Raw genomic sequence first — 24,469 nt, forward strand, 5'->3', positions numbered from 1 at the left:
CCTCAATGAGTCATACCCTGATGAGTTGGAAGTCAATATAAGTATTTTTGTATTCATATCTATAAAAGTTATCTTTTTTATATAATAACTCAAACGATACTTGAGATAGGGGTATAGGAAACTATGTGTCCGGCACGGACCCTACCGACACAAGGATTTTCAATTCTCTGCTAAACGCGGCTGCTTATAGCCAAAAGCTGACTATCCAGTTACAGAATAAATAGTCCCAATGCCCACTTTGCAGGATTTTGCAATTTGACGAATGCTCATTCCGCTTTCATGCATTGCTTTAATGGCTGAACGCATTCCATCATTCATTTTGGTTGGGCGCCCAATAAGAACACCAGATGCCTTTGCCCTTTGTTGACCTGCAATCACCCTCTCACGAATCAAATTTCGCTCAAACTCCCCAATAGCCCCAAATACCGAGAAGATCATGCGCCCGCTGGGCGTTGTCGTATCCATTCCCTGCTGCATGAAAAATAGATCAATCTTCATTGCTTGTAGTTCATTTAGTATTTCAACCAGATGCTGAAGACTCCTACCTAAGCGATCGATTGACCAACACATGACCATCTCAAACTTACGTTGAGTAGCTAATTTCATCATTTCATCTAGTGCAGGTCGATCTTTTCTTGATTTGGCACCCGAAACGCCGTTATCAATGAACTCCGAGACGATTTCGTAACCCATTCGTTCAGCAACTGCTCGAAGCTCCCTGAGTTGATTCTCAGACGTTTGATGTGTAGTTGAGACTCGACAATACAGACAGACTTTTTTCATCTCCAAACCCCTTCTAAATGCGTTCTAGAAGTGGTGGAAGGTAAAGGTTCTGGAGGGGATTACAAGTTTGTTCTTAGTCAGAACAAACTAACTTCAGACATGGGTTGAAAACATGGGTTGATTTAATAAAAAAAGTCCTCATAAACTATTGATTTATAAGGACTTTATGCTACTGGCGGAAGGGGCGGGATTCGAACCCGCGGTAGGCTATTAACCTACGCACGCTTTCCAGGCGTGTGACTTAAACCGCTCATCCACCCTTCCGGAACCCACGATTATACGGTTCCCGAAAGGGTGTGTCTGAGAAAGGCTTATAAAGACTGCTTGAGCTGGTCCAAAATCGCTGGATTCTCAAGGGTGGAAGTGTCTTGAGTGACCTCCTCCCCTTTAGCAATAACTCGCAAGAGACGGCGCATGATCTTGCCAGAACGGGTCTTAGGCAAGTTATCACCGAAGCGCACATCTTTGGGTTTTGCGATCGGACCGATTTCTTTACCAACCCAATTGCGCAACTCAGTTGCAATCTTCTTGGCCTCATCGCCAGTGGGTCTGCCACCCTTAAGAACTACGAAAGCACAAATTGCTTCGCCAGTCATATCATCAGGACGGCCAACTACGGCCGCTTCAGCAACCAATGGATTGGCCACTAAGCAAGATTCGATTTCCATCGTGCCCATGCGGTGTCCGGAAACGTTCAAGACATCATCGATACGACCAGTGATGGTGAAGTAGCCCGTCTCTTTATTACGGATCGCACCGTCACCAGCAAGATATAAAGTGCCGCCCAACTCTTCCGGGAAGTAAGACTTTACAAATCGATCAGCATCATTCCAAATCGTACGAATCATGGAAGGCCATGGGCGTTTGACTACCAAGATACCGCCACTGCCATTAGGCACGTCGTGACCTGCTTCATCAACAATCGCGGCCATGATGCCAGGTAATGGCAAGGTGCATGAACCTGGAATCATCGGTGTTGCACCAGGCATTGGAGAAATCATGTGGCCGCCAGTTTCGGTTTGCCAGAAAGTATCGGCAATCGGACAACGTGATCCACCAACATGCTCGTAGTACCACATCCACGCTTCAGGATTAATTGGTTCGCCTACTGAACCTAAAAGACGGAGTGAAGACAAATCGTAGTTCTTAGGATGAATAGATTCATCTCCGCTTGCGGCTTTGATTAAAGAACGAATCGCCGTCGGTGCTGTATAGAAAATCGTTGCTTGGTGTTTCGCAATCATGTCCCAGAAACGGCCTGCATTCGGATAAGTTGGCACACCCTCAAACACAATTTCAGTGCAGCCTACCGCTAATGGGCCATAGGTAATGTAAGAGTGGCCAGTAACCCAACCGATATCCGCCGTACACCAGAAGATGTCACTAGGCTTAATGTCAAAGGTCCACTTCATTGTCAGAATCGCCCACAATAAGTAGCCGCCAGTGGAGTGTTGCACTCCCTTAGGTTTACCTGTAGAGCCTGAGGTGTAGAGGACAAACAAAGGATGCTCTGCACTCACCCACTCTGGTTCACAAGTAGTGGGCTCATTGGCGACCACATCGTGCATCCAAGAGTCGCGCCCAGCGGTCATCGGAATATTGCCGCCAGTGCGTTTGTAGACAATCACGTTTTTGACTTTTTCACACTCGCCTAGGGCCAATGCTTCGTCTACGATCACCTTGAGTGGCAGTGCTTTACCACCTCGCAACTGTTCATCAGCAGTAATCACCGCAACTGCGCCAACGTCAACAATGCGTTCTTGTAAAGATTTGGCGGAGAAGCCGCCGAAGACTACCGAGTGGGTTGCACCAATCCGAGCGCAGGCTTGCATCGCCACAATGCCTTCAATCGACATCGACATATAAATAATGACGCGATCGCCGGACTTGATGCCCATCTTGCGCAAGGCATTGGCCATCTTACAAACGCGTTCGAGCAAGTCTTGATAGGTGGCCTCGGTAACTACTCCATCGTCGGCTTCAAAAATAATGGCCTTCTTGCTGCCATTTCCTTTTTGAATATTGACGTCTAGGCAGTTATAGGATGCATTGGTTAGGCCATCTTCGAACCACTTATAGAACGGTGGCTGGGATTCGTCTAAAACCTTAGTAAAGGGTTTTTTCCAGTAAATATTCTCTTTAGCTAAGCGCGCCCAAAAACCTTCGTAGTCTTTCTCGGCCTCAGCGCATAACTTGTTATAGGCCTCCATTCCAGGAATGGCGGCATCCTTTACAAAGTCCTCGGGTGGGTGAAAAACACGGTTTTCGTGCATTAATGGTTCCATGCTGACTGCCCTCTATGAATTAACTCTAATTAGCCACTGGGGAGATGTATCCTCTAGACCCTAGAAGATAAGTGAAAAAACGGGGGATTTGCTCTATGGCAAACCCTTAAAATATGGCAAACATGACAAATTTGGGTAGAAAACCATGACCAAGATCAAACAAAACGACCTCATTCAAAGCATCGCCGATGCCTTCCAATTCATTTCTTACTACCACCCTAAAGACTTTATTCAAGCCATGGGTCGCGCTTATGGGCTGGAGCAAGGTGCTGCTGCTAAAGATGCTATTGCTCAGATTTTGACCAATAGTCGCATGTGCGCCGAAGGTCATCGCCCGATGTGCCAGGACACTGGCATCGCTGTGGTCTTTCTTAAAATTGGCATGAACGTGCAATGGGAAGACGCCAAGATGAGTGTGAGTGATATGGTCAATGAGGGGGTCCGCCGCGCTTACCTTAATCCCGACAATATGTTGCGCGCTTCTGTGCTAGAGGATCCTGCGGGTAAACGTCGCAATACAGGCGACAACACCCCAGCAGTCATCCACTATGAGATCGTGCCTGGCGACGGTGTTGAAGTCATTTGTGCCGCCAAAGGGGGCGGCTCTGAGAACAAAGCCAAGATGGTAATGCTCAACCCTTCCGACTCGATTGTCGACTGGGTTTTGAAAACCGTTCCCACCATGGGTGCCGGTTGGTGCCCTCCTGGAATCCTAGGAATTGGTATCGGCGGCACACCTGAGAAGGCGATGCTGCTCGCCAAAGAATCCTTAATGGGTCCTGTTGATATTCAAGAGCTGATCGCTAGCGGTCCAAAAAACCGCGCTGATGAATTGCGTCTGGAGCTGTACGAGAAGGTCAACAAATTGGGTATTGGTGCGCAAGGTTTAGGCGGTCTCGCAACAGTGCTTGATGTGAAGATCTTGGATTACCCAACCCATGCTGCCTCATTACCTGTAGCAATGATTCCAAACTGCGCGGCAACACGGCACATTCATTTCCACTTGCATGGTGATGGGCCTGCAGTATTTGAGAAACCATCACTTTCAGACTGGCCGGATGTGACTTGGACTCCCGATGTTCAAAAATCTAAACGCATCAATCTCGACACACTCACTCCTGAAGAAGTTGCGGCTTGGAAGCCCGGTGACACTCTATTGCTGAACGGCAAAATCTTGACAGGCCGCGATGCTGCCCATAAACGTATTCAGGACATGCTCGCTAAGGGTGAAGAGTTACCGGTGAGCTTTAAGAATCGTGTGATCTACTATGTCGGTCCTGTGGATCCCGTGCGCGATGAAGTCGTTGGCCCAGCAGGTCCCACCACCTCCACCCGCATGGATAAATTTACGGAAATGATGCTGGCCAAAACGGGCTTGATTGCCATGATCGGCAAAGCTGAGCGTGGCCCAGTTGCGATTGAAGCGATTAAGAAACATCAGTCCGCGTATCTGATGGCAGTTGGTGGCGCAGCTTATCTCGTCTCTAAAGCAATTCAGAAGTCACGCGTGCTTGCCTTTGCGGATTTAGGCATGGAGGCGATTTATGAGTTCGATGTCAAAGATATGCCAGTCACTGTTGCAGTGGATTCTCAGGGCGTATCAATGCACATTGAAGGGCCTAAAGCGTGGTCAGCAAAGATCGGTAATATTCCGGTCACGATTGCTTAAGCCTGTAACTTCTTTGGATCAATCCTTTGGCACTCATCGGCGTATTTGATTCTGGTGTAGGGGGCTTATCCATTTTGGAAGAAGCCCTTCATCAATTACCCGAGCATGACTACATCTACCTAGCGGACTCTGCTAACGCGCCTTATGGTGAAAAATCCAGCGAGTGGATTAGCGCAAGAAGCTTGACTCTATGTCATCATTTAGCAAAGCAAGGTTGCGATGCCATAGTAGTAGCTTGCAATACCGCTACTGCTGAAGCAATTGCCCAGATTCGAGCCGAGCTCAGGGAGATTCCCATCATTGGAGTTGAGCCTGGTATCAAGCCTGCTGCGATGCAAAGCCAAAATAGTGTCGTTGGAGTCTTAGCAACTGAGGCCACCCTCAATAGCGATAAATTCAATGCCTTACTTGCCACCTTACCTGCTCACTGTCGAATCATCAAACAAGCCGGTGCTGGATTGGTACCCTTGATTGAAGCAGGTGCCGCAAATGATTCTGAAACTCTAGAACTGTTAGCCACCCACTTGCTACCGATCCAGGAAGCAGGAGCGGATACCCTCGTCTTGGGATGTACTCATTACCCTTTTTTAAGACAGTCAATCCGCAAGCTCTTGGGTGACTCCATGACAATCATTGATACCAGTGAAGCGGTGGTCCGTCAGCTCAAAAGACAGTTAGAGACAAGATATCCCGGGAAGGAAGATGAAAGCCCTAGACCTGCTCTGGGAGCAGTCTGTTTTGTTAGTAGTAAAGATGAAGTCAAGCTACTGCAAATGGCTCAAGAGCTGATCAATGCTGACCTACTGGGTCATGCGCTGAGTGCCTTTCGCTTAACAGTGCTGGAATCCTAATGGCATCTTTACTCAATCGACTCGATGCCTATCTGCCGTTTAATAAAACGGAGCGCACTATTATTGTGATCGTGCTCTTGTTGCACTGCCTACCCTTCCTCAGTTTGCTTCATTTTCATTTTGCTGCAGATACCCCAAATGAAGAGCGGGTTGCGATTAGCTTGACCTCGCCTGAAGCTGCACCACCTGCTGCCTCAAAAGCGGCGACCCCACCACCTAAACCAGTCACCCCACCAACGCCACCAACCCCCAAGCCACAGCCCAAAGAAAAAACGACTCAGGACAAATCCAGCAAAGCACCCAAGCCCCCAGAGACTCAGCAACAAAGCTCACCACCTACACCTCAAAGCAGTCAGCAGGCTCCTAGCAATAGCCCACCCAATGCGGCTGTTGCTCCCGCCTCTTCGGCAGGTGCGGGCGGGACTCCCATTCAAACTGACATTGGTAAACTTGAAGTCATCTATGAGCCTGATGCTGACGCTTACTATCCATCCTTCTCGAAGCGCTCTGGAGAACAAGGTGCAGTGGTTGTGAGACTGATCATTGATCAAGCTGGTAATGTAGAGAATGTGGCTTTGTTGAGGTCTAGTAATTTTCCACGCTTAGATCGTGCAGCAATGGAAATTGGTCAGCGCTATCGCTTCAAACCGTATTTAGTCAATGGTGTACCGAACAAAATTTCTACCAACCTTTTAATTAAATTTAATCTCAAGAATTAATCTTATGCATACTCCATTCGGCATCGCAAATCTTTGGATCACAGGTGACTTCGCTACTCGCTTTGTTGGCATCATTCTGTTGACGTGCTCAATCATTACTTGGGTCATCCTCTTCAATCACCTCTGGGATCTTCGTAAATTGCGCAAGCTCATGCCCGAGGTAGAGCGCTTTTGGCGTGCCACTTCTTATGAAGATGGTTTACATAGCTTTAGCAATGACAGCTTTAATCCGTATTACAAGATTGCTAAAGAAGCTTCATCAGCATCAAACCATCATCAAAGCCAATCTACCAATCATCGCGAGTTACTTCAAACTCTGAACTACTCTGAGTGGATGGCTCGGAGTATTAAAAATAGCATTGATGGTGTGGCAGCACAATTTCAGAAAGGTTTAACTTTTCTGGGGTCAACCGGCTCCATCGCTCCTTTTGTGGGCTTGTTTGGAACTGTTTGGGGCATCTACCACGCCCTGATTTCGATCAGCAGCTCTGGTAGCGCACAGATCGATCAAGTTGCAGGACCGATTGGTGAAGCGCTCATCATGACTGCCCTCGGCTTATCTGTAGCAATTCCAGCCGTTCTTAGCTTTAACGCAATCAATCGCGCCAATAAATTACTGATTGCCGATCTCAATCGTTTTGGCAATGATCTGCTGGCGTATTTTGTGACCGGCGCACGCGTGAAGTCTGGAGAATAAGCATGTCGTTTAATATTCAAAACGATCAAAACGAAGACAGCATCATGTCGGAGATCAATATGACGCCGATGGTGGACGTCATGTTGGTGCTCTTGATCATTTTCATTATTACCCTCCCCGTCATTCAGCAAGCTGTAAAAGTAGAGTTACCTAAAGCCAGTAGTGCGCGCAATGAAGTCAAGCCGGAGTCAGTGCAAGTGTCTATTGATGCAAAGGGTCAAATCTATTGGAATAGCACTCCAGTAAGCCTCAAAACCTACAATGAGAATGCAGATAAAGCATCACAAGAAAATCCGCAACCGGAAATCAATCTGCGCGCAGATAAATCGGTGCAATATGATTATGTAGCTAAGGTCTTAGCCGCTTCTAAGCGAGCCGGCTTAACGAAGTTGGGCTTTATTACTGAACCGGATTAAGCACTGCTTGACACTTTTCGGTGTAGACCTTAGTGCCCTCGCCCAAGGTTTTTGACAAGATACCACCCGCAACCGTTTCCACTTTTTTGAGTTGTCCAGTATCTCGCTGGATGCTTGTGACAGCGACTACTGTTCCGGACGCATACTTCACACCATCTAATATTTCTGGCTCAAAGAAAGTGTCCGTCATAAATGACACAGCACTTTTTGTGATTTGAACGTTCTTGATCTCCTGATAGCCTTGCGCATCACGTTGATCCAAATCCCGACCATCCAAGAAGACCTTCGCTTTATCTTTGGGGTTTTTAGGATTCGGTGAAACGATCTTGAGGTCGTATTCCTCAGAGTAAGCCCCATCAGATCGAACGCATGTGAATGCAATGGTTTCAGCGTTGGCAATTCCAAAGCCCATCATCAGGCCAATCAAGCTCAACTGCATTGCGAGGTTAGGAGTGCGCTTTTGTAAACTCATATCGAATGGTGGTGCCCGAGGCCGGAATCGAACCGGCACGACTTTTTTGAGTCGGCAGATTTTAAATCTGCTGTGTCTACCGATTTCACCACTCGGGCTCGCACTAGCAGAAACTGCAGCGCTAAATAAATCAAGACCTTCGAATTTTAGCATGCAGAAGGGGTTTTCTCCTGTAGAGCCCCGTCTAGAGGGCTTTCTACAAGGGAGCAGAGTTTCAAAACCACTAAACTACCGACATGAAGCGTTTTTTAGAATTCAAGGAAATTGCCCCCATCATCAGAATCATGCTCTTGGCGGTGGGAGTCCTGCTAGCAATCGCTGCTTTTGCGATTGTCTTTTATCTGGTCTCAGCTCAGTCTAACGTTTCTGGCAAACGGACCCTCAGGGGTTTAGGCGACGATGTTGTCATTAGCTTTGATCAGGCCGACATTCCTCATATCAAAGCGAATAACTCAGCAGATGCTCTATTTGCACTTGGCTATTTACATGCCACTGAGCGCTCTTGGCAAATGGAAATGAATCGCCGCATTGCGAGTGGTCGCCTCTCTGAAATACTAGGAAGCGAAACCGTTCCGATCGATCGATTTTTAAGAACCCTGGGCATTAAACATGCTGCCGAAAGACAGTTCGATCGATACCCTGTTGCGGCTAAACGTCTCTTGCAAGCCTATGCTGATGGTGTCAATACCGGAAATGCGCAATTAGGCTGGGCTTTACCCATTGAATACTTTCTCACTGGATCTAAACCAGGTTACTGGACTCCGAGCGATAGTCTGGCCTGGATGCTCATGATGAGCTTAGATCTTGGAGGCAATTGGCAGCGTGAAGTACAACGCTTCGAGCTCTCACAATATCTCAGCACCAAAGAGATCTGGGATGTCATGCCGCCCTATGATTCTGGTGAGCAAGTCACTCAGATGGACTTTGCTAAGTTATATCAAGACATGGGCATCTATAAGCAAGCGAAACAGGATCAGCAAAGCAAAGTCCCCATGAGTCCTGCCATGAAGATGGCAATGGAATATTTTCCAGGGGGTCAAGAAGGCATCGGTTCAAATAACTGGGCGATTGCCGGCAAACATACCGATACCGGAAAACCTTTATTAGCAAATGACCCACACCTGGGCTTATCAGCGCCATCCGTTTGGTACTTTGCTCATCTCGATGCGCCTGGACTGAATGTCATGGGCGGCACACTACCAGGCATTCCTGCAGTAATCCTGGGTAGAACTGACAAACTGGCGTGGAGTTTTACCAATACCAATCCCGATGTACAAGATCTCTATATCGAGCAGATTGATACGAAAAATCCAGTGATGTATCACGGCCCAGATAAGCAGCTCCCCTTTAAGGTCCGTCAAGAGATTATTGATGTCAAAGATTCTGAGCCCGTGCGCTTCTTAGTCAAAGAGACTCGTCACGGTCCAGTCATTTCGGATAGCTTCTCCAAACTCAAGAACATTATTAATACCGACAAGTTTGCAATAGCCTTACGCTGGACTGCGCTTGATGAAGAAAATCAATCGGTTGCCGGCCTGCTGGAATTGAATCGTGCCAGCAGTATGGATGAGTTCAAAAAAGCCTTGCGCCAAAATTACGCTCCGATGCAAAACGTCGTCTTAGCAGACCTTGAGGGCAATATCGCTTACCAGGCTGCTGGCATGGCACCCAAGAGAATTCTGAATCAAGGTCTATATGGTGTTGCTCCAGCGCCTGGCTGGGAAAAGCAATATGACTGGACTGGCTATGTTCCATTTGATCAATTGCCTGCCAGCACCAATCCCGAGCAGGGTTGGATTGCTACAGCCAACCAAGAGATTATTGCAAGTAACAACCCCAATCCACTGACAGCAGACTGGGATTTTCCAGCACGCTATGACCGGATTGTTCAGCTGATTAAGGCCAAAGACATTCACAATATGGACAGCATGAAAGCTATGCAGAGCGACACACTTTCCTTGGGCAATACGCCAATGCTGGGGCTCTTTAAATCGATTCAATCAAATCATCCACTCGCTGCAAAAGCACAGGCTCTCAGCAAGGATTTTGATGGTGATATGAAAAAGGACAGCGTTGGAGCACTCGTCTTCAGTGCCTGGGCAGATCAACTCACACGTCAACTCTTTGGGCGCTTAGGTACTTTGTTTGATGAATACTACGGTCCACGCAGCTTTAGACAATCCCTACTAGTGCAACTAAGAAATCCCGATAGCCCATGGTGTGATAACTCAAAAACAGCCAATGTCGAAACTTGCGCCGACGCTGCCAATATTGCTTTTAATAAGGCCTTAGATCAACTGAGCAACCAATTTGGTAATGATCCCCAAAATTGGACCTATGGCAAGGCGCATATTGCAATCTCAGAGCATCGCCCTTTTAGTCAAGTACCATTTCTAGCGAAATTCTTTGATCTTGAGGTCCCAGTTCCCGGTGATAACTACACCATTAATGTAGGTCGCCTTGAGCTGATGAAAGCGGTCAACCCCTATGAGACTAAGCAGGCACCTAGCCTAAGGGCCATTTATGATTTATCGGACCTCGAAAAATCTCTGTTCATTTACCAGACCGGCCAATCAGGCTGGGTCCAAAGCCAGCGATACCGGAATATGCAAGCGCTCTGGGCCAATGGGCAGTACCTACCCTTGCAGATGAAACCAGAGAAGATCGATCGTCAGCTTGAACTAAATCACCGCTAAAAATTGGCAGTACGTCATTTAGGCTGTTTAGAATAGCCATGTCACTCTTGAATAATAGAAATTACCATGAAAAAACTGTCCCTCACCACCATCGTCGCTCTCTCAATGATCCCAATGATGAATGCTTTTGCAGCATGGCAAGAGCTGGGTTACAACGAACTCATGAGCGTTTCAGTAGACGTTGAGACACTCCAACAAAATGGTGATAAAGCCCAAATCATGTCAATGTTGAATTTCAAGAAACCTGGTGAAAATCAACAGACTAAAGCGCCTGTGAATTCCATCATTGGCTTAAATGAATTCAATTGCTCCAACGCAACTTATCGACCAATTGAGTTCAAAGAATTCAGTGGTAAGAATGGTGGCGGCAAACTGGTCTCTACCAACCCTACTCCTGACAGTCCTTACGAGGCTGTTCCTCAAAACTCCTGGCAAGCTGGAGTGTTTAACGTTGCCTGCCGCAGCAAGTAATAGCCGCTTCATTCAAGTCCTGGTCAACAGACTATGGGCTCCTTTGCTGTGTATCTTGCTACTCAATGGCTGCGCTGCGCCACTTGCAGCGATTGGTAGCTCTGCGGGAAGCACCGTCACTGCGACAGCGGCAGCTTACCCAGTAACAACCGCCAGTGCGGCAACCTCAGTGGCTACTGGCAAGTCGCCACTAGAGCATGCTGCCTCTGCAGCAACTAAAAAGGAGTGTAATTTTTTCAATGTGGTGGACTCAAAGCCCATTTGCATTGATAAAGAATTTCCACCAATTACTGACAAAAGCGAGCCTTACTTGGGGCCAGCAGACACTACCTCCAGCGCAAATTCTCAATAAGCCCCGCCCAAATTACTTACCTAGGTCTAAAATCATCTTATGACATCTGAAAACTACTACCTCACCCTCACCTGCCCCAATAAACCCGGCATCGTTGCCGCTGTTTCTACCTATATCTTTCAAGCTGGTGGTGATATTGAAGAAGCGCAGCAATTTGATGACAAGGCCTCCAAGCGTTTCTTCATGCGCGTGAGTTTTAGTTGCCCCGTAGATGCGGCTACTTTGAGATCTGGTTTTGTTGAGATTGCCAAGCGCTTCGAGCTGACCTGGAACTTGCGTGCCGTTAAAGATCTCAAGCGCGTCTTAATCATGGCCTCCAAACTAGATCACTGCCTAGTTGATCTGCTTTATCGCTGGCGCATTGGTGAACTACCCATGATTATTTGTGGCATTGTTTCTAATCATCCGCGCGAGGTGTATTCCAGTATTGATTTCTTTGATATTCCCTTTTATCACCTGCCCGTCACTCCAGAAAACAAGCCTGAGCAAGAGAGCAAACTACTCGACATCATTGCCAAAGAAAAAGTCGATATGGTGATTCTGGCGCGCTACATGCAAATTCTGTCCGATCATCTTTCTAAAGAATTAACAGGTCGCTGCATTAACGTGCATCACTCATTCTTACCTAGCTTCAAAGGCGCTAAGCCCTATCACCAAGCCCATGCGCGGGGCATTAAGCTGATTGGTGCTACTGCACACTTTGTGACTAGCGATTTAGATGAAGGCCCCATCATTGAGCAAGACGTCACTCGAGTCACTCATGGCGATACTCCAGATGATTTAGTACGTAAGGGTCGCGATCTGGAGCGCACAGTGCTCTCCCGCGCACTCCGTTATTACTTGCATGACCGTGTCTTGAATAACGGAGCGACTTCAGTCGTCTTTTCAGACTAAGGCCGAACTGCAGGCGTCTCGAGAGGCATCCCTCTAGCGCGCCACATTAAATAGAGCTCTAACTGCGCCATCTCAGTAGAGCCATATTCAAAAGGCTGAGCGCGTACCCCACTCATACAGTTGCGTAGACGACGTTCTAATGAGCCCAAGCTTTGCCATTCAATGCGATAGATTGGATACCCAGTAGGATGTGCTTGTGGAATGATGCTGCCTCCTAGCTTCAAACCAGCGCGTTCTTCATGGCACTGAGCGCAAGAGAGGTTGAGCTGACCCATGCGTTGATAGAACCAGTCATGGCCTTTTTTCAGATCAGATTGATTATTTGCTGTTTTCTGAACATCTATGGGCAAACCTTTTGATTGGTTTGCTACAAAAGCGGTAAGCGCTAAGAGCTCTTTACTCTCATATGCAAACTGAGGAAGACCTTGATTGAATGTACGACATTGATTGATTTGTCCCTCAAGGGTTTGCAATTTTCCGTTTATCACCTTCGGGTAGTGGGTTGCCACTCCCTTCATGGATTGCGCAGATTCACCGTGACATGAGGCGCAAGACTTTTGCTTGAGCCCAAGGGATTCTTTCCAAAGTGTTTGACCATCCATTAACCAGAAGAACGCAGGATTGGCGCTAGGATCATCCTGTAAGGCTTTGTTTTCTACAGACATCGATTGATAGCCTGATTGTCTGGCTGGAGTTTGCGCATCAGCAGTCACTAGGTAGGCGCCAGTAATCCCGATACAACAGACAATGATGCGAATAATTCTCACGTAACCGTAATCTGAGCTTGATTCAGCGCTTCATAACCATCATCACCAGTCCATTCGAACTGAAGGGTTCCGCTTTCAGTAGCGATCGTAGTGAAGATCACCATCGGGTTGGCGCCAACGCCTGGATAAAAATCGGCTTTAAATACTTCGACACCGCCATAAGAGCAGGTGAAATTTCTGATGATGTCCCGCGGAATACGTTTACCGGTTTGGTCGTATCGAAAGCCGGTCTCCATATCATGCTGTGCAATTGCCCGAATTTCAATAATCTCACCCCGCTTGGCTTTATCGGGCATGGTGATGACGGTGCGGGAGGTTTTACTCATGGCTCCTCCGTGCAAGCAGAAGTGGTCACCATGGTTTGTACAGAGCTTTGCCAAAAACTGTTATCACTCAACTGGGCAATTGCCCAGACTTTTTGTGACTCTGCCAAGCGCACTCGAGTCGTAATATTGGCGGTACCTGAGCGAGGCGTTAGATAGGCACTAAACACATTCGGCAATGGGTTTCCCTCTGCAATGATATGAATCGCCTTCACGTAGTTTTGCTCAGTCATCGGGTGATCGACGCTCACTTTGAGAACAACCAGATTGCCATTCTCTACCAACGGGGGAAGGACGAGCTTGACCTTGCCCTCATTTAAAGTATTTGAACCAACAATCTTTTGAATTGCCTCTAAAGCTTCGGGCTTTTTAGCCAAGGCTAATAAGGGCTGTAGGCAGACGGAAACACCGAGCAGCAATGCTCGAGTAAGCCAATCACGCCTTCCTAAATTGTGTTTAGTCTGTATTGCTCTCATGTTTTCACTCAGTGGCTTTAGTTTTCAGAGTTTGTAAAAAGGCGATCACGTCTTCTATCTCTTGTCCCGATAGTATCGTCTGACCTGCATATTTTGGTGCGACTCGAGTAAATCCCTCGCTTCGGTAATACGCAGGCATGATGGTGCTGGGATTGAAATATGCAGGATTTACTAGACGAGCTCTCAGTTGAGCTGCACTATAGTGGGCCACACTTGCCCCAAGCTCAGGAGCCAAATTTCCCTGAAATTGCTCCTCCGGAAACGGGCCGTTATGGCACAAAATGCATAGGCCACTTTGTCGACTTAATACAATGACGCGCCCTCGACTGAGATCACCTACTTGACTTGCAAGGGGTTCGCTAATCGCGCCATTCACAATCGTGGCTGCAGATACCAGCTTCGAATGACTAAAGAAAAAGAGCGTGAATAGTAAATAGATTACTAATACACGCCCTGTTCTCATACGAACTTCTAAAAAATGGCTAAGCTGAATTAAACCAACTTAATACCGCTATTTTTCAGAGGCACATCCCGATAGCGTTTGCCAGTGGCACGATACAGTGCATTTAATACTGCTGGTGCAGCAACTGCAATCGTAGGTTCACCTACACCACCCCACTCGCTTCCGCCACCCTGAATCAAGATGGTTTCTACTTTAGGCATCTGCCCTAAACGAATCGAATTAAAGGTATCGAAGTTCTTCTGAACAACAGCACCATTCTCGATTGTGATTTCTTCTTCAAAGAGTGCAGATAAGCCAAACACAAATGAACCAGCCACTTGACGCTCAATCTGAGCGGGATTCACGGCATAGCTTGGATCAGTTGCTGCCACAATGCGATGAATCTTCACTTCATTGCCGTTTTTCACAGAGATCTCGCAAGCGGCAGCAACATAGCTACCGTAGGCTTTGATCTGGGCAATTCCGCGATAGACACCTGGCGCCGCAGGTTTAGTCCAGCCGATACCGTCTGCAGCTGCTTGGAGTACCGCCATATTGCGGGGATACTTTTGCATATGCTTGAGGCGGAATTGAACTGCATCCATACCTACTACTTCAGCCAACTCATCCATAAAAGTTTCGATATAGATGGCGTTCTGATTGACGTTCACACCACGCCAGAAGCCTGGCGGAACATGGGTATTGCGCATTGCGTGATCCACATTTAAATTATCGAAGCTATAGCCAAAGCCATGCTCACCTTGTGGGTCGTAGCCTTGGAATACTGCTGGATCCTTGCCTTGGTTGGCTTCCAAAATAAATGGACGCACTGCAGCCAGAATCGACTGGCCTGAGATACGGATATTGAGCGCAGTGACATTCTTTTTATCGTCAATTGCTGCCGTTAATTTGGCCATCGTCGCAGGGTGATAACGACCTTGGGTCATATCCTCCTCACGAGTCCAGATCAATTTAATAGGCGTACCTGGCATCTGCTTGGCAATCGTTACCGCCTGAACAGCATAGTCCTGGAACGCGCCACGACGACCAAAGCCGCCACCAATATTGACCTTATAGACTTCGCATTTTTCAGCAGGAAGGCCAGATGCCGCAATCACCGCCGCCAAGGAGGCTTCGCCATCCTGGGTTGGAACCCATGCTTCACAAAGCTCAGGCGTCCACTTCGCAGTGGCATTCATCGGCTCTAGGGTTGCGTGGTTTAAGAATGGATAAGAGTACGTTGCCTGAATCACTTTGCTGGCACCAGCAATAGCAGACTTAGCATCTCCATTGCTGTTGTGTACAAAGGCATCATTTGCATTTAAACCTTCCTCGAAGATTTTTTTGATCGATGCGCTGGAGACATTGGCATTGGCGCCGTTGTCCCAAACAATCGTCACTGTATCCATCGCTGTTTTAGCCTGCCAGAAAGTATCGGCTACGACTGCTACAGCTGACTCACCTACTGGAACGACCTTCTTGACACCTTTCATGCTCATCGCTTTAGTAGCGTCGTAGCTTTTGACCTTGCCACCAAAGACGGGCGATTGCCTGATGTTGGCAACCAACATGCCAGGCATCTTTAAATCAATTGCATAAACTTGGCGGCCGGTCACTTTATCGGCTACACCGTCGATGCGATTGACGGGTTTGCCAATCAAGGTCCAATCTTTCGGATCTTTTAAAGGAATATCCGCTGGAACTGGGAGCTGTGAAGCGGCTACTGAGACCTTACCAAATGTTGTCTTCCGACCAGATGGAGTATGAGTAATCACACCATTCAAAGCAACGCACTCAGAAGCGGGAACACCCCATTGATTTGCGGCTGCTTGAACTAACATCATGCGCGCTGCTGCACCACCCTTGCGAACATACTGTTCAGAAGTGCGTATACCACGGCTACCACCAGTAGAGAAGCTACCCCAAGCTTGTTTGCGACGCAAACTCTCGCTTGGTGATGGATATTCGTAGCTGACTTTGCTCCAATCACATTGCAACTCTTCAGCAACCATCTGCGCTAAGCCGGTGATAGTCCCCTGACCCATTTCTGAGCGAACCACACGAACAACGACATCGTCATTGGGCTTGACTACAACCCAGACTCCAATCTCTGGAGATGAGAGTGGCGCCATGGAGGTCATGCCAGAGCCTTCAGCAGCAGATGCTAAAGACATGAAATTCAGATCAAAGCCAATAGCTAGGCCAGTCGCAATGGCTGCTGAACCGACAATGAAACTTCTACGGGAAGGGTTTGTTGTATTGATAGTCATCGTTTTCCCCTTAAGCTTTAATCACAGCGTGAATCGCATCACGAACTTGTTGGAAAGTGCCACAACGGCAAATATTGGATACCGATGCGCTGATTTCTTCATCGCTTGGCTTAGGATTATTCCGCAGTAATGCCGTAGTTGCCATCACCATGCCGGACTGGCAATAGCCACACTGTGGAACTTGCTTTTCTACCCATGCTTTCTGAATCTTCGAAAGCTGGCCACTCTTCTCCAAGCTCTCAATCGTTTCGATCTTCTTGCCTTCAGCAGCAGAGACCGGTAAAGAGCAGCTGCGCATCGCCTGGCCTTCAAATAAAACTGTACAAGCGCCGCAGGCACCGATACCGCAACCGTATTTAGTACCGGTCAAACCCACTTGTTCACGAATGACCCATAGCAAGGGGGTATCTGGATCGACATCCACCGCATATTTTTTGCCGTTGATATTTAAATTAGCCATTCGTTATCTCCTGTGGATTGACCCTAATTGAATACTCTGTTTTTCTGAAAGTGCTTTTCGCAGAACTATATAGAAGCCCTACTTTAAGTGGTCTTATCTTAAACAATAAATATGATATTGCGGTGCAACAATCATCGACCTGTAAGATCTCATCATGATCTGGGGTCTAGTACAAATTCTGCTATTTCAAGGTATCGGTGAGCTGATTTCACAGTTCGCCTTACCCACTCTGCCTGGGCCGGTGATTGGTCTCGTTTTACTCATCCTTTGGCTGGTCTTGCGCAAGGGAATTAATGCGGATTTAGCAATGGTCGCCGATGGCTTTAGTCAATATTTTGGCATCCTATTTGTGCCAGCCGCAGTTGGAGTAGTCCTATTTTTGCCTCAATTGAAGGCAAATGCATTGGCGATTATTTGCGCTTTGGTGGGTAGCGTGATTCTGACGATTGCCTCTGCGGCTATTGTGGTTCGCTTTCTGAGTTTAGAGAAATCATCCCATGACTGAGAAACACTCCATCGTCGAGATTTGGGTCTACCTCTCAGGTAGCCCCCTCTTTGCTTTATTCATCACCTTGACCGCCTATCAAATTGGCCTATGGATTTATCACCACTTCAAAAATAATCCTTTAGCCAATCCCGTAGCAATTGCCATTCTCTTAGTGTGCTGCGTGATTCAGGCAATCGATATGCCCTACTCAAGTTACTTTGAGGGCGCCCAATTTATTCACTTCTTACTAGGGTCAGCAACCGTGTCTTTAGCAATACCGATTTACCGAGGGCTTCATAGTCTCAAGGGAAGGTCCCTGCCACTGATTGCCTCTTTGGTAACCGGCGGACTGGTCTCCATCATCAGCGGTGTTGGGATTGCAAAGCTACTCGGAGCTGGATCAGAGATCACGGGGGCGATGTACTCTAAGTCGGTCACTGCACCAATTGCAATGGGAATTGCTGAACGGATAGGCGTATCACCAACCTTAACGGCGATCTTCGCAGTTGCTACCGGAATTCTGGGGGCCATCTTGGCACCCTTTGTGCTCAATACCTTGGGCATGAAAGCCTGGTGGCAAAGAGGCTTTGCGATTGGCATTGGCGCCCACGGTATTGGCACCTCGCGCGCCTTTAGCATTCATCCAGAAGCAGGAACTTATGCCAGCCTAGCGATGGGCATGAATGGCGTGATCAGTGCAATAGCTATACCGGTTCTGTATCACCTACTCAATCGGTAAATTCAAATACCAGTATTTCTCTTAGAAATTAATCGTGGCAGAAAGTTGTGGACCCGCATTGGTGTAATTGGTATTACCGTTCGTCGCTTTCAAATGAAAGCCCATCGCGCGATAAGCCAAGGTAATGTCGCCCCAAGAGAAGGCATCCCCAACACCAATTAAGGTTTGCCAGGTACCGTTGTTTGAACCGGGGCCTTTACCAGCATCAGCGTAGTAAGGAATAAACCAGGAGCTATCCATGATTCTGGCGCGACCTTTGAAACCAATGACAGGATCAGTTGTCTGATTAGTATAAGAAGGATAGTTCGTCGCGGTAGCAGTTCTTCCGCCAGCACTATCCACAATGAAGTTTGAAGTTACGGTCGTTGTGCTGGAAATATATCTGGCACCCAATAATCCATCTAAGTAGACGCTAGGCGTACTGAATGCTGCATATGTTCCAGCCATCGTAAGCATGGTTTGCGTCTGCTGAGCGTTATAACCACCATACAAGCTACCGTCCCCAGGACGACGTGTGTAATAAGTAGCTCCGCCACTTCCAGAAAATTGCCAATAGACTAAGTCGCCCATTAAACCCCAGTTTCCTTTGTGCGCCTCTAAAGTAAACATCCCTACTGAACCCGTATTGTTCAGATTTTGGTTCATGGATGTATCAGAAGTAGCCGAGTATTTACCAGCAGTTGTTGTTACCCAAGATGCAGGCACCCATCCAGAAATGGTTCCTGCAAAACGCCAGTTGTCATTCACGGTCGGCATCGGATTGACAGTTTGAGCTTGACCTGCTGAGATCAAACCAAGCACCAAGGATGTAACTAAAAGAGATTGAATGTGGAGTTTCATAGTGGAGAGATAGGGTTGGGATTATGACTACTTAAAATGGATCAAAGATAAATGTATCTCGCGGTTACATCATTTGTGACTAGAGACTCTTTAATTTAAGCAATTGAGATAAAAGCGTTTGATTTCTGCATCACAGCTGACATCTTTTGGCTGGATGGGTCTTTGCAACGTGATACCTTCAATTGATCTGCACCGACTTAGTGCTACATAAACTTGGCCTGAGGCAAAAGCACCTGAAGATAAATCGACTTTGACCCTATCCAGAGTCTTGCCTTGGCTTTTATGAATCGTCACCGCCCAAGCTAGCATGAGCGGAATTTGTTCATAGGTGCCAATGATTTGAGGTGAGATCTTTCCTGACATCATGTCGTGCTCGTAGCGATAAGATTCCCATTGATGGGTCGTGACTTCAACTGTATTGCTGTAGGGACCCTTCTGCACCAGCACCTTCACTTTATCGGGTAACAGCTCGCGTACCACACCAACAGTGCCGTTCACCCAGCGCTTCGGGAAATTGGGATCGGTAGCAGTGAACATCACTCGAGCACCAACCTTGAGTACTAAGTTTGCTGCTGAGGGCAGATTACGCTCATCGACGCTGAACTTGCCAGTTGATTTACTCGAATAGGTTTTGACTTCTGTTTCTAGCGCTCTGAGTCCTGCGCCATTAATTTGATCTGCTCGCGCATTGGTGGTGGTGAGCGTAATCGTTTGATCGTCAATCTCTTTAGCATTAGTGAAGCACTCGTGATTGAGAATATCCAAGGCTTCATCAATGTTTTGATTAATCCGAATGCGATTGAGTAACTCTGCAAAGCGTTCATCTTTTTGCCGAAAGATCTTGCTCAGCTCAATCATGGTGACATCTTTACGATGCAGGGCCATGGCATAGAAAAAATAAGGTCCTTCGTAACCGCGCTGGGAAAGCACTTCCATATCGCTACTAGAGACTACTGGCGGTAATTGAAATAAGTCGCCTACGAATAGGACTTGAATGCCACCAAACGGTTTGCCTTTGTGGGGGCCGTTTTCTCGTAAGAAAAGATCCATCGCATCGACCACATCAGCGCGCACCATGGAGATCTCATCAATGATGAGCAAACGAATATCTTTATAGAGTCGTTTATCGCGCAGTGGCTTGATGTCTTCTTCAGGAAAGATGAGACGTGGTGGCAATCTGAAGAAAGAATGAATCGTGACACCCTTGACCTGTAGCGCAGCCACACCCGTTGGGGCAACCACGACAACATTGCCGGGGATATGCTCTCTGAGATAAGAAATCAAGGTAGTCTTGCCAGTTCCCGCTTTACCGCTGACAAAGATATAAGGGTCTTGCCGCTCTATAGCGTCTATCACAGCCTGGTAATCAGGGGTGATCTCAATATCGGATGAATCAGGGGTGCTATGTAAGGACATGCCCTATTGTTTCATGCTCGGGCAAGACTAGAAGCTATTTCGAAACCACGCACTGATTTCTGCCTGCTGTTTTAGCCTGATACATGGCTTGATCGCAATCTTGATAAGATCGACTTAAGACATTTGCAGCCAATCCATCATGCCGATCTGAGGGATTAAATACGGCAATACCAATACTAATTGTGATGTGAACTTCAGCGCCAGCAACATCAGCGAGTATCTCTTTTGTAGCATGCTTGCGAAGGCGTTCTGCAACTTCGAAAGCTTGAACTTGGTCGGTATCAGGAAGCACTACCAAAAATTCTTCACCTCCTACTCGCCCAAAAATATCAATCGCCCTTAATTCTTCTTGACAACATCTTGCAAGATTAAGCAGTACGGTATCACCAACCCAGTGACCATAGGTGTCATTAACCAGCTTGAAGTGATCAATATCAATCATCAAAAAGGCTAATTTATGTTTAGTTCGAAAGCTTCTTTCAACTTCCAATAAGGTCCTTGAAAAGGTCTCTGGACGACTGAGTGCGCCAGTTAAAGAATCCGTCTTATTAATTTGCGCAAGCGTTAGATTAGCATTCTCTAAATCCTTTAGTAAGTGCTTGATATAGAGAGTGCCCAACAAAATGAGTGTAGAAATCATTGCGGCAAGCACCGCATCTACTAAATTCAGATTCCCATCATTCGAGAAATCAATTAATGGGGTTATGCGTCTTCCAAGCATCAGAATGTATGCAATAGAAAGACATGCAAAAGTTTTACGGTAAGACTGGGTCTTTAACAGCAAGTAAATTGACCATCCAGCCGCCGTGAATTGGGCAATGAACGCTAATAGATAGAGTCCAATACCCATCATCATGATTTATTTACCCTCAAGGATTTTTTGCAAAACTTGCTCACTCTCAAGCGCAAATGCAGCATCAACAATAGAAGCATCTAATTTGCTACCGGCTTCGGCGCGAATCTCCTTCATGGCGGCATCCAAGCCCAATCCTGGGCGATAGGGACGATGTGAGGACATTGCTTCAATGGTGTCTGCCACCGCAAGAATTCTCCCTTCAGGACTAATCTGATCCCCCTTTAAACCCTGTGGGTAGCCACTTCCATCCAATCGTTCATGATGTTGTCGGACCATGTCTGCAATCGGCCATGGGAAAGGAATATCTTTTAAGATTTGATAACCCGAATCTACATGCCCCTGGACTAATTGCATCTCAATACTGGTTAAGCGGGATGGCTTAGTCAAGATCTCGGAGGGCACTGACATCTTGCCAATATCATGAACCATGGCCGCCATATAAAGAGCCTGTACCCGCTCTTCAGGCCATTGCAATTTACGAGCAATCGCCATTGAAATTTCGGCAACTCTTTTTTGATGGCCCGCAGTGTAGGGGTCTCTCCACTCCATCGTCCTAGACATCGCCTCAATAGTCGCTCGCAGCGATGTTGCAAGGCGCTCTTGAATCAGCTCTTTTTCATGAATCTGATCATCTAATTGATGTTGACGCTCAATCGCCCTGAGACCAAACCCAATTTCCTTTGCCAGACTTTCAAAAAGAATGGCATCAGTGGGAGCAAAAGCACTGGGAATCTTTGAGTAGACCAACAAGACTCCGAACGGATGATCGCCACCATCGGGAATGGGTGCGCCCATCGCAGAGCGGATGCCAAAATTTTCACTGAGTTTGCGCCAAGCTAAAAAATTGTCATCTGTTTGTGTATCTTCAATAATGCAAGACTGTCCAGTTCGAATGACCACCCCCGCAGGACCAAGACCACTTGCCTGTTGATCTGACCAGCTCACTTGAACTTCATTGGTGTAGGCAATAGCTTCACCAGCACCGCCTAAAAATTTGACTGTCTTGTTTTCATCATCCTCCGCCTTGCCAACCCAAGCCAAGACATACGGTCCTTGCGCCGCAATCGCTGAGCAAACTTCCTGAATCAATAAATTGGTTGACTCCGCCCTCGCCAAGGCCGCTGCAGCCTCCGCAAAAGCCGATAAAGCCCACCGCTGTTTCTGCAAATCGAGCATAGGAACACTCGGGGCTGGGCTGGGTGCGATATCTTTTAAATTGCTCATTGCTTCATTATGAATCTAAAAAAGCGCTATTAATATTTATTTAAATTCAAGGTATATATTTGATCTAGAACGAGTAAATGCCTTGTAAGTTCAATTAAAAAGGCTAGATACTGAGAGGGTCAATAAATCGAGAATAAAAATGACTAGCGAAATTGAAAAAATTTATGCCAAATTACTTAGCCTAGAAGCTGAGGTAAGCAATCTACGTCAGGGGTATATTGTTGTGAATCAACGTTATACAGAGGCTGTTGGCGCACTAAAAACCCTCACTAACAGCGCCTTAGAGGCTGCCAAGCGCGCTGCCATTGCTGCTGAAAAGGCTTTAATCGCCGCGAAAAAATCATCGGATGCTGCCAATCTAGCCGCTTCAAAGCAAGTGATTGACGCTGCTGAGGCAGCCGCAGATGCAGCGGCGGCATCAGCTCAGGCAGCGATTGAAGCAGCGGCAGCGGCAGCAGCGGCAGCAGCGGCAGCAGCTGCCGCAGTCGCTCATCAAGCAGAAGAATCATCGATCCGAGCTTCTGCTGAAGCTGCAGAGGCTACCAAGAGGGCTGCAGAGGCTGCAGCCGAGGCGGTCAGAATTTCCAACACGACTTTTGAAAGTATTCGTTCAGCCCGCAACAAAATTTAAATTAAGCACCAATGGTTAACTATATAATGCTTTAAGTCTTTGTTCTATATGGTTTATTTTGATTAATTACGAAAGGGTATCACGGGCTAATACCGTAATGCCCTTAGTCCAATACCTTTTGCCACAATATGCCGAAGATTCTCATTGTTTGTGGCACCCGCCCTGAAATTATTAAATTAGCTCCGGTCTACCATTGCTTAAAAAAAAAGTCTTGGGCTGATGTCCTTTGGTTGCATACAGGACAACATGACGAGATGTCAAAAAAGATCTTGGCTTGCTTCGACATTAACCCTGACATCACTTTGGTTCGAGAGGGAGAAAACCTTTCTGATTTCACGATTGGTCTGCGCAGACAACTCGACAAAGCACTTCAAGAATTGCATTGCGATATGGTGATCGTACAAGGCGATACCGAGAGCGCATTCGTTGGGGCACTTGCCGCTTTCTATCAAAGAATTCCAGTGGCCCACGTTGAGGCAGGTCTGCGGACCTATAACCTCGACCGCCCCTTCCCCGAAGAGGGCTTGCGCCAGATGATCACCAGAATTACCACCTTGAACTTTGCCCCCACCCCGGGAGCAGAAGCAGCACTTCTTCGGGAAGATATTAAGCCCTCTGCCATATTTTTGACTGGCAATACGGTGATCGATGCGCAACATTGGATTATCGAGCACCATCATATTCGAGCCCAGACACTAGAGCAGAAACAAATATTAATCACGATGCATCGTCGTGAAAATTGGGGCGATGAAATTGAGCAAGCCTGTCGTGCGATTGCCCATTTAGCCCGGCAGCATTCTGAAATGCAATTCCTATTTCCGGTCCATCTCAATCCCTTGGTCAAAGACCAGGTCTACCCCATACTCGGAGAGTTGGCCAATGTGCGCCTAGTTGCCCCTTTGGATTATTTGGAGATGCAACAAGCGATTGTAAATTCTTGGCTCATTCTGACTGACTCTGGTGGTATTCAAGAGGAAGCCCCCACCTTTGGCGTCCCCGTGCTAGTTCTGAGAAAAGAGACTGAGCGACCAGAGGCAATTCATGCTGGCTGTGCCAAAATTATTGGCACTAATCAATCGAACATCATCACTGAAGTCGAGATGCTGTGGAATAACACTGATTTGTATAGCTCAATGCAAGCTAAGCAAAATCCTTTTGGCGATGGTAAGGCGAGTGAACGAATTGCAGACACGATTCGTCAACACGTATCTCAAAACCGATCTGTAAGCTAGC

At 47.2% G+C, this 24,469-nt stretch carries 26 protein-coding genes and 2 tRNA genes; 13 read left to right on the forward strand and 15 right to left on the reverse strand.

The features are described 5' to 3' along the window. Window positions 1-201: 201 nt before the first annotated feature. The 3 genes from AOC06_RS05800 to acs all read right to left on the reverse strand — a co-directional run bounded on the left by AOC06_RS05800 (window position 202) and on the right by acs (window position 3,068). Complete coding sequence (locus tag AOC06_RS05800; RefSeq protein ID WP_215379384.1) at window positions 202-783, reverse strand: recombinase family protein; 582 nt, start codon at window positions 781-783, stop codon at window positions 202-204. A 173-nt stretch (window positions 784-956) separates the two neighbouring features. Beyond that, window positions 957-1,047 (reverse strand) — tRNA-Ser (locus AOC06_RS05805). A gap of 47 nt (window positions 1,048-1,094) precedes the next feature. Beyond that, a complete protein-coding gene (acs, locus tag AOC06_RS05810) occupies window positions 1,095-3,068 on the reverse strand; it encodes an acetate--CoA ligase (RefSeq protein WP_215379386.1) in 1,974 nt (657 codons plus the stop codon). Window positions 3,069-3,213: 145 nt separating this feature from the next. Here acs and AOC06_RS05815 point away from each other — a divergent pair, with 145 nt between their 5' ends. The 5 genes from AOC06_RS05815 to AOC06_RS05835 are packed head-to-tail and all read left to right on the forward strand — an operon-like array spanning window position 3,214 to window position 7,420. After that, entirely contained in the window at window positions 3,214-4,737 is a 1,524-nt protein-coding gene (locus AOC06_RS05815; protein ID WP_215379388.1) for a fumarate hydratase, read from the forward strand. Window positions 4,738-4,763: 26 nt separating this feature from the next. Further along, on the forward strand, window positions 4,764-5,588 hold the full coding sequence (murI, locus tag AOC06_RS05820) for a glutamate racemase (protein WP_215379390.1): 825 nt from the start codon (window positions 4,764-4,766) through the stop codon (window positions 5,586-5,588). Then, the gene (locus AOC06_RS05825) at window positions 5,588-6,307 is read left to right on the forward strand and encodes an energy transducer TonB (protein WP_215379393.1); all 720 of its coding nucleotides are present in this window, start codon (window positions 5,588-5,590) and stop codon (window positions 6,305-6,307) included. Before murI ends, AOC06_RS05825 begins: the two co-directional genes overlap by 1 nt. A 4-nt stretch (window positions 6,308-6,311) precedes the next feature. Next, window positions 6,312-7,004, forward strand: a complete 693-nt coding sequence (locus AOC06_RS05830; protein ID WP_215379395.1) for a MotA/TolQ/ExbB proton channel family protein — start codon at window positions 6,312-6,314, stop codon at window positions 7,002-7,004. 2 nt (window positions 7,005-7,006) lie between these two features. Then, window positions 7,007-7,420: an ExbD/TolR family protein gene (locus AOC06_RS05835; protein ID WP_215379397.1), complete on the forward strand. Its 414-nt coding sequence runs from the start codon at window positions 7,007-7,009 to the stop codon at window positions 7,418-7,420. Here AOC06_RS05835 and AOC06_RS05840 read toward each other — a convergent pair. Continuing rightward, window positions 7,404-7,892 (reverse strand): hypothetical protein, encoded by a 489-nt coding sequence (locus AOC06_RS05840; RefSeq protein ID WP_215379399.1) that lies wholly within the window; start codon window positions 7,890-7,892, stop codon window positions 7,404-7,406. The genes AOC06_RS05835 and AOC06_RS05840 overlap by 17 nt on opposite strands. A 9-nt stretch (window positions 7,893-7,901) precedes the next feature. Further along, window positions 7,902-7,990 (reverse strand) — tRNA-Leu (locus AOC06_RS05845). A 138-nt stretch (window positions 7,991-8,128) separates the two neighbouring features. Between AOC06_RS05845 and AOC06_RS05850 the strand changes: the two genes are divergently transcribed. The 4 genes from AOC06_RS05850 to purU all read left to right on the forward strand — a co-directional run bounded on the left by AOC06_RS05850 (window position 8,129) and on the right by purU (window position 12,305). Beyond that, complete coding sequence (locus AOC06_RS05850; RefSeq protein ID WP_215379401.1) at window positions 8,129-10,588, forward strand: penicillin acylase family protein; 2,460 nt, start codon at window positions 8,129-8,131, stop codon at window positions 10,586-10,588. Window positions 10,589-10,654: 66 nt separating this feature from the next. Then, window positions 10,655-11,059 carry a surface-adhesin E family protein gene (locus tag AOC06_RS05855; protein WP_215379403.1) on the forward strand — a complete coding sequence of 135 codons (405 nt, stop codon included), beginning with the start codon at window positions 10,655-10,657 and terminating at the stop codon, window positions 11,057-11,059. Beyond that, complete coding sequence (locus AOC06_RS05860) at window positions 11,040-11,411, forward strand: hypothetical protein (RefSeq protein ID WP_215379405.1); 372 nt, start codon at window positions 11,040-11,042, stop codon at window positions 11,409-11,411. The genes AOC06_RS05855 and AOC06_RS05860 overlap by 20 nt, the downstream gene beginning before the upstream one ends. A 39-nt stretch (window positions 11,412-11,450) precedes the next feature. Next, complete coding sequence (gene purU, locus AOC06_RS05865) at window positions 11,451-12,305, forward strand: formyltetrahydrofolate deformylase (protein WP_215379407.1); 855 nt, start codon at window positions 11,451-11,453, stop codon at window positions 12,303-12,305. Here the strand turns inward: purU and soxA are convergent. Genes soxA through AOC06_RS05895 form a run of 6 tightly spaced genes read right to left on the reverse strand, consistent with a single transcriptional unit; the run spans window position 12,302 to window position 17,043 of the window. Next, complete coding sequence (gene soxA, locus AOC06_RS05870) at window positions 12,302-13,072, reverse strand: sulfur oxidation c-type cytochrome SoxA (RefSeq protein WP_255879897.1); 771 nt, start codon at window positions 13,070-13,072, stop codon at window positions 12,302-12,304. The two genes, purU and soxA, sit on opposite strands and share 4 nt — an antisense overlap. Then, window positions 13,069-13,398, reverse strand: a complete 330-nt coding sequence (soxZ, locus tag AOC06_RS05875) for a thiosulfate oxidation carrier complex protein SoxZ (RefSeq protein ID WP_215271663.1) — start codon at window positions 13,396-13,398, stop codon at window positions 13,069-13,071. Before soxZ ends, soxA begins: the two co-directional genes overlap by 4 nt. After that, window positions 13,395-13,871 carry a SoxY-related AACIE arm protein gene (locus tag AOC06_RS05880; RefSeq protein ID WP_215379409.1) on the reverse strand — a complete coding sequence of 159 codons (477 nt, stop codon included), beginning with the start codon at window positions 13,869-13,871 and terminating at the stop codon, window positions 13,395-13,397. Before AOC06_RS05880 ends, soxZ begins: the two co-directional genes overlap by 4 nt. A 4-nt stretch (window positions 13,872-13,875) precedes the next feature. Continuing rightward, the gene (gene soxX, locus AOC06_RS05885; RefSeq protein WP_215379411.1) at window positions 13,876-14,334 is read right to left on the reverse strand and encodes a sulfur oxidation c-type cytochrome SoxX; all 459 of its coding nucleotides are present in this window, start codon (window positions 14,332-14,334) and stop codon (window positions 13,876-13,878) included. A gap of 29 nt (window positions 14,335-14,363) precedes the next feature. Next, window positions 14,364-16,583: a xanthine dehydrogenase family protein molybdopterin-binding subunit gene (locus AOC06_RS05890; protein WP_215379413.1), complete on the reverse strand. Its 2,220-nt coding sequence runs from the start codon at window positions 16,581-16,583 to the stop codon at window positions 14,364-14,366. A gap of 10 nt (window positions 16,584-16,593) precedes the next feature. Beyond that, complete coding sequence (locus AOC06_RS05895; protein ID WP_215272562.1) at window positions 16,594-17,043, reverse strand: (2Fe-2S)-binding protein; 450 nt, start codon at window positions 17,041-17,043, stop codon at window positions 16,594-16,596. Between the two features lie 154 nt (window positions 17,044-17,197). Between AOC06_RS05895 and AOC06_RS05900 the strand changes: the two genes are divergently transcribed. Both AOC06_RS05900 and AOC06_RS05905 read left to right on the forward strand, forming a co-directional pair. After that, the gene (locus AOC06_RS05900; RefSeq protein WP_112294444.1) at window positions 17,198-17,548 is read left to right on the forward strand and encodes a CidA/LrgA family protein; all 351 of its coding nucleotides are present in this window, start codon (window positions 17,198-17,200) and stop codon (window positions 17,546-17,548) included. Next, entirely contained in the window at window positions 17,541-18,269 is a 729-nt protein-coding gene (locus AOC06_RS05905; protein ID WP_215379415.1) for an LrgB family protein, read from the forward strand. The genes AOC06_RS05900 and AOC06_RS05905 overlap by 8 nt, the downstream gene beginning before the upstream one ends. 21 nt (window positions 18,270-18,290) lie before the next feature. Here the strand turns inward: AOC06_RS05905 and AOC06_RS05910 are convergent, their stop codons facing one another. The 4 genes from AOC06_RS05910 to AOC06_RS05925 all read right to left on the reverse strand — a co-directional run bounded on the left by AOC06_RS05910 (window position 18,291) and on the right by AOC06_RS05925 (window position 22,605). Next, a complete protein-coding gene (locus tag AOC06_RS05910; protein WP_215379417.1) occupies window positions 18,291-19,109 on the reverse strand; it encodes a hypothetical protein in 819 nt (272 codons plus the stop codon). A 90-nt stretch (window positions 19,110-19,199) separates the two neighbouring features. After that, window positions 19,200-20,525, reverse strand: coding sequence for an ATP-dependent DNA helicase (locus AOC06_RS05915; RefSeq protein ID WP_215379419.1), 1,326 nt, complete (start codon window positions 20,523-20,525; stop codon window positions 19,200-19,202). Between the two features lie 34 nt (window positions 20,526-20,559). Beyond that, window positions 20,560-21,381 carry a GGDEF domain-containing protein gene (locus AOC06_RS05920; RefSeq protein ID WP_215379422.1) on the reverse strand — a complete coding sequence of 274 codons (822 nt, stop codon included), beginning with the start codon at window positions 21,379-21,381 and terminating at the stop codon, window positions 20,560-20,562. A 3-nt stretch (window positions 21,382-21,384) separates the two neighbouring features. Then, on the reverse strand, window positions 21,385-22,605 hold the full coding sequence (locus tag AOC06_RS05925; protein ID WP_255879898.1) for an HD domain-containing phosphohydrolase: 1,221 nt from the start codon (window positions 22,603-22,605) through the stop codon (window positions 21,385-21,387). Window positions 22,606-22,744: 139 nt separating this feature from the next. On the opposite strand from AOC06_RS05925, the gene AOC06_RS05930 reads away from it, so the two are divergent. Both AOC06_RS05930 and wecB read left to right on the forward strand, forming a co-directional pair. Continuing rightward, entirely contained in the window at window positions 22,745-23,236 is a 492-nt protein-coding gene (locus tag AOC06_RS05930; RefSeq protein WP_215379424.1) for a hypothetical protein, read from the forward strand. Between the two features lie 128 nt (window positions 23,237-23,364). Continuing rightward, complete coding sequence (gene wecB, locus AOC06_RS05935) at window positions 23,365-24,468, forward strand: non-hydrolyzing UDP-N-acetylglucosamine 2-epimerase (RefSeq protein WP_215379427.1); 1,104 nt, start codon at window positions 23,365-23,367, stop codon at window positions 24,466-24,468. Window position 24,469 lies beyond the last annotated feature (1 nt).

The organism is Polynucleobacter paludilacus, assembly GCF_018687595.1.
Classification (GTDB): Bacteria; Pseudomonadota; Gammaproteobacteria; order Burkholderiales; family Burkholderiaceae; genus Polynucleobacter; species Polynucleobacter paludilacus.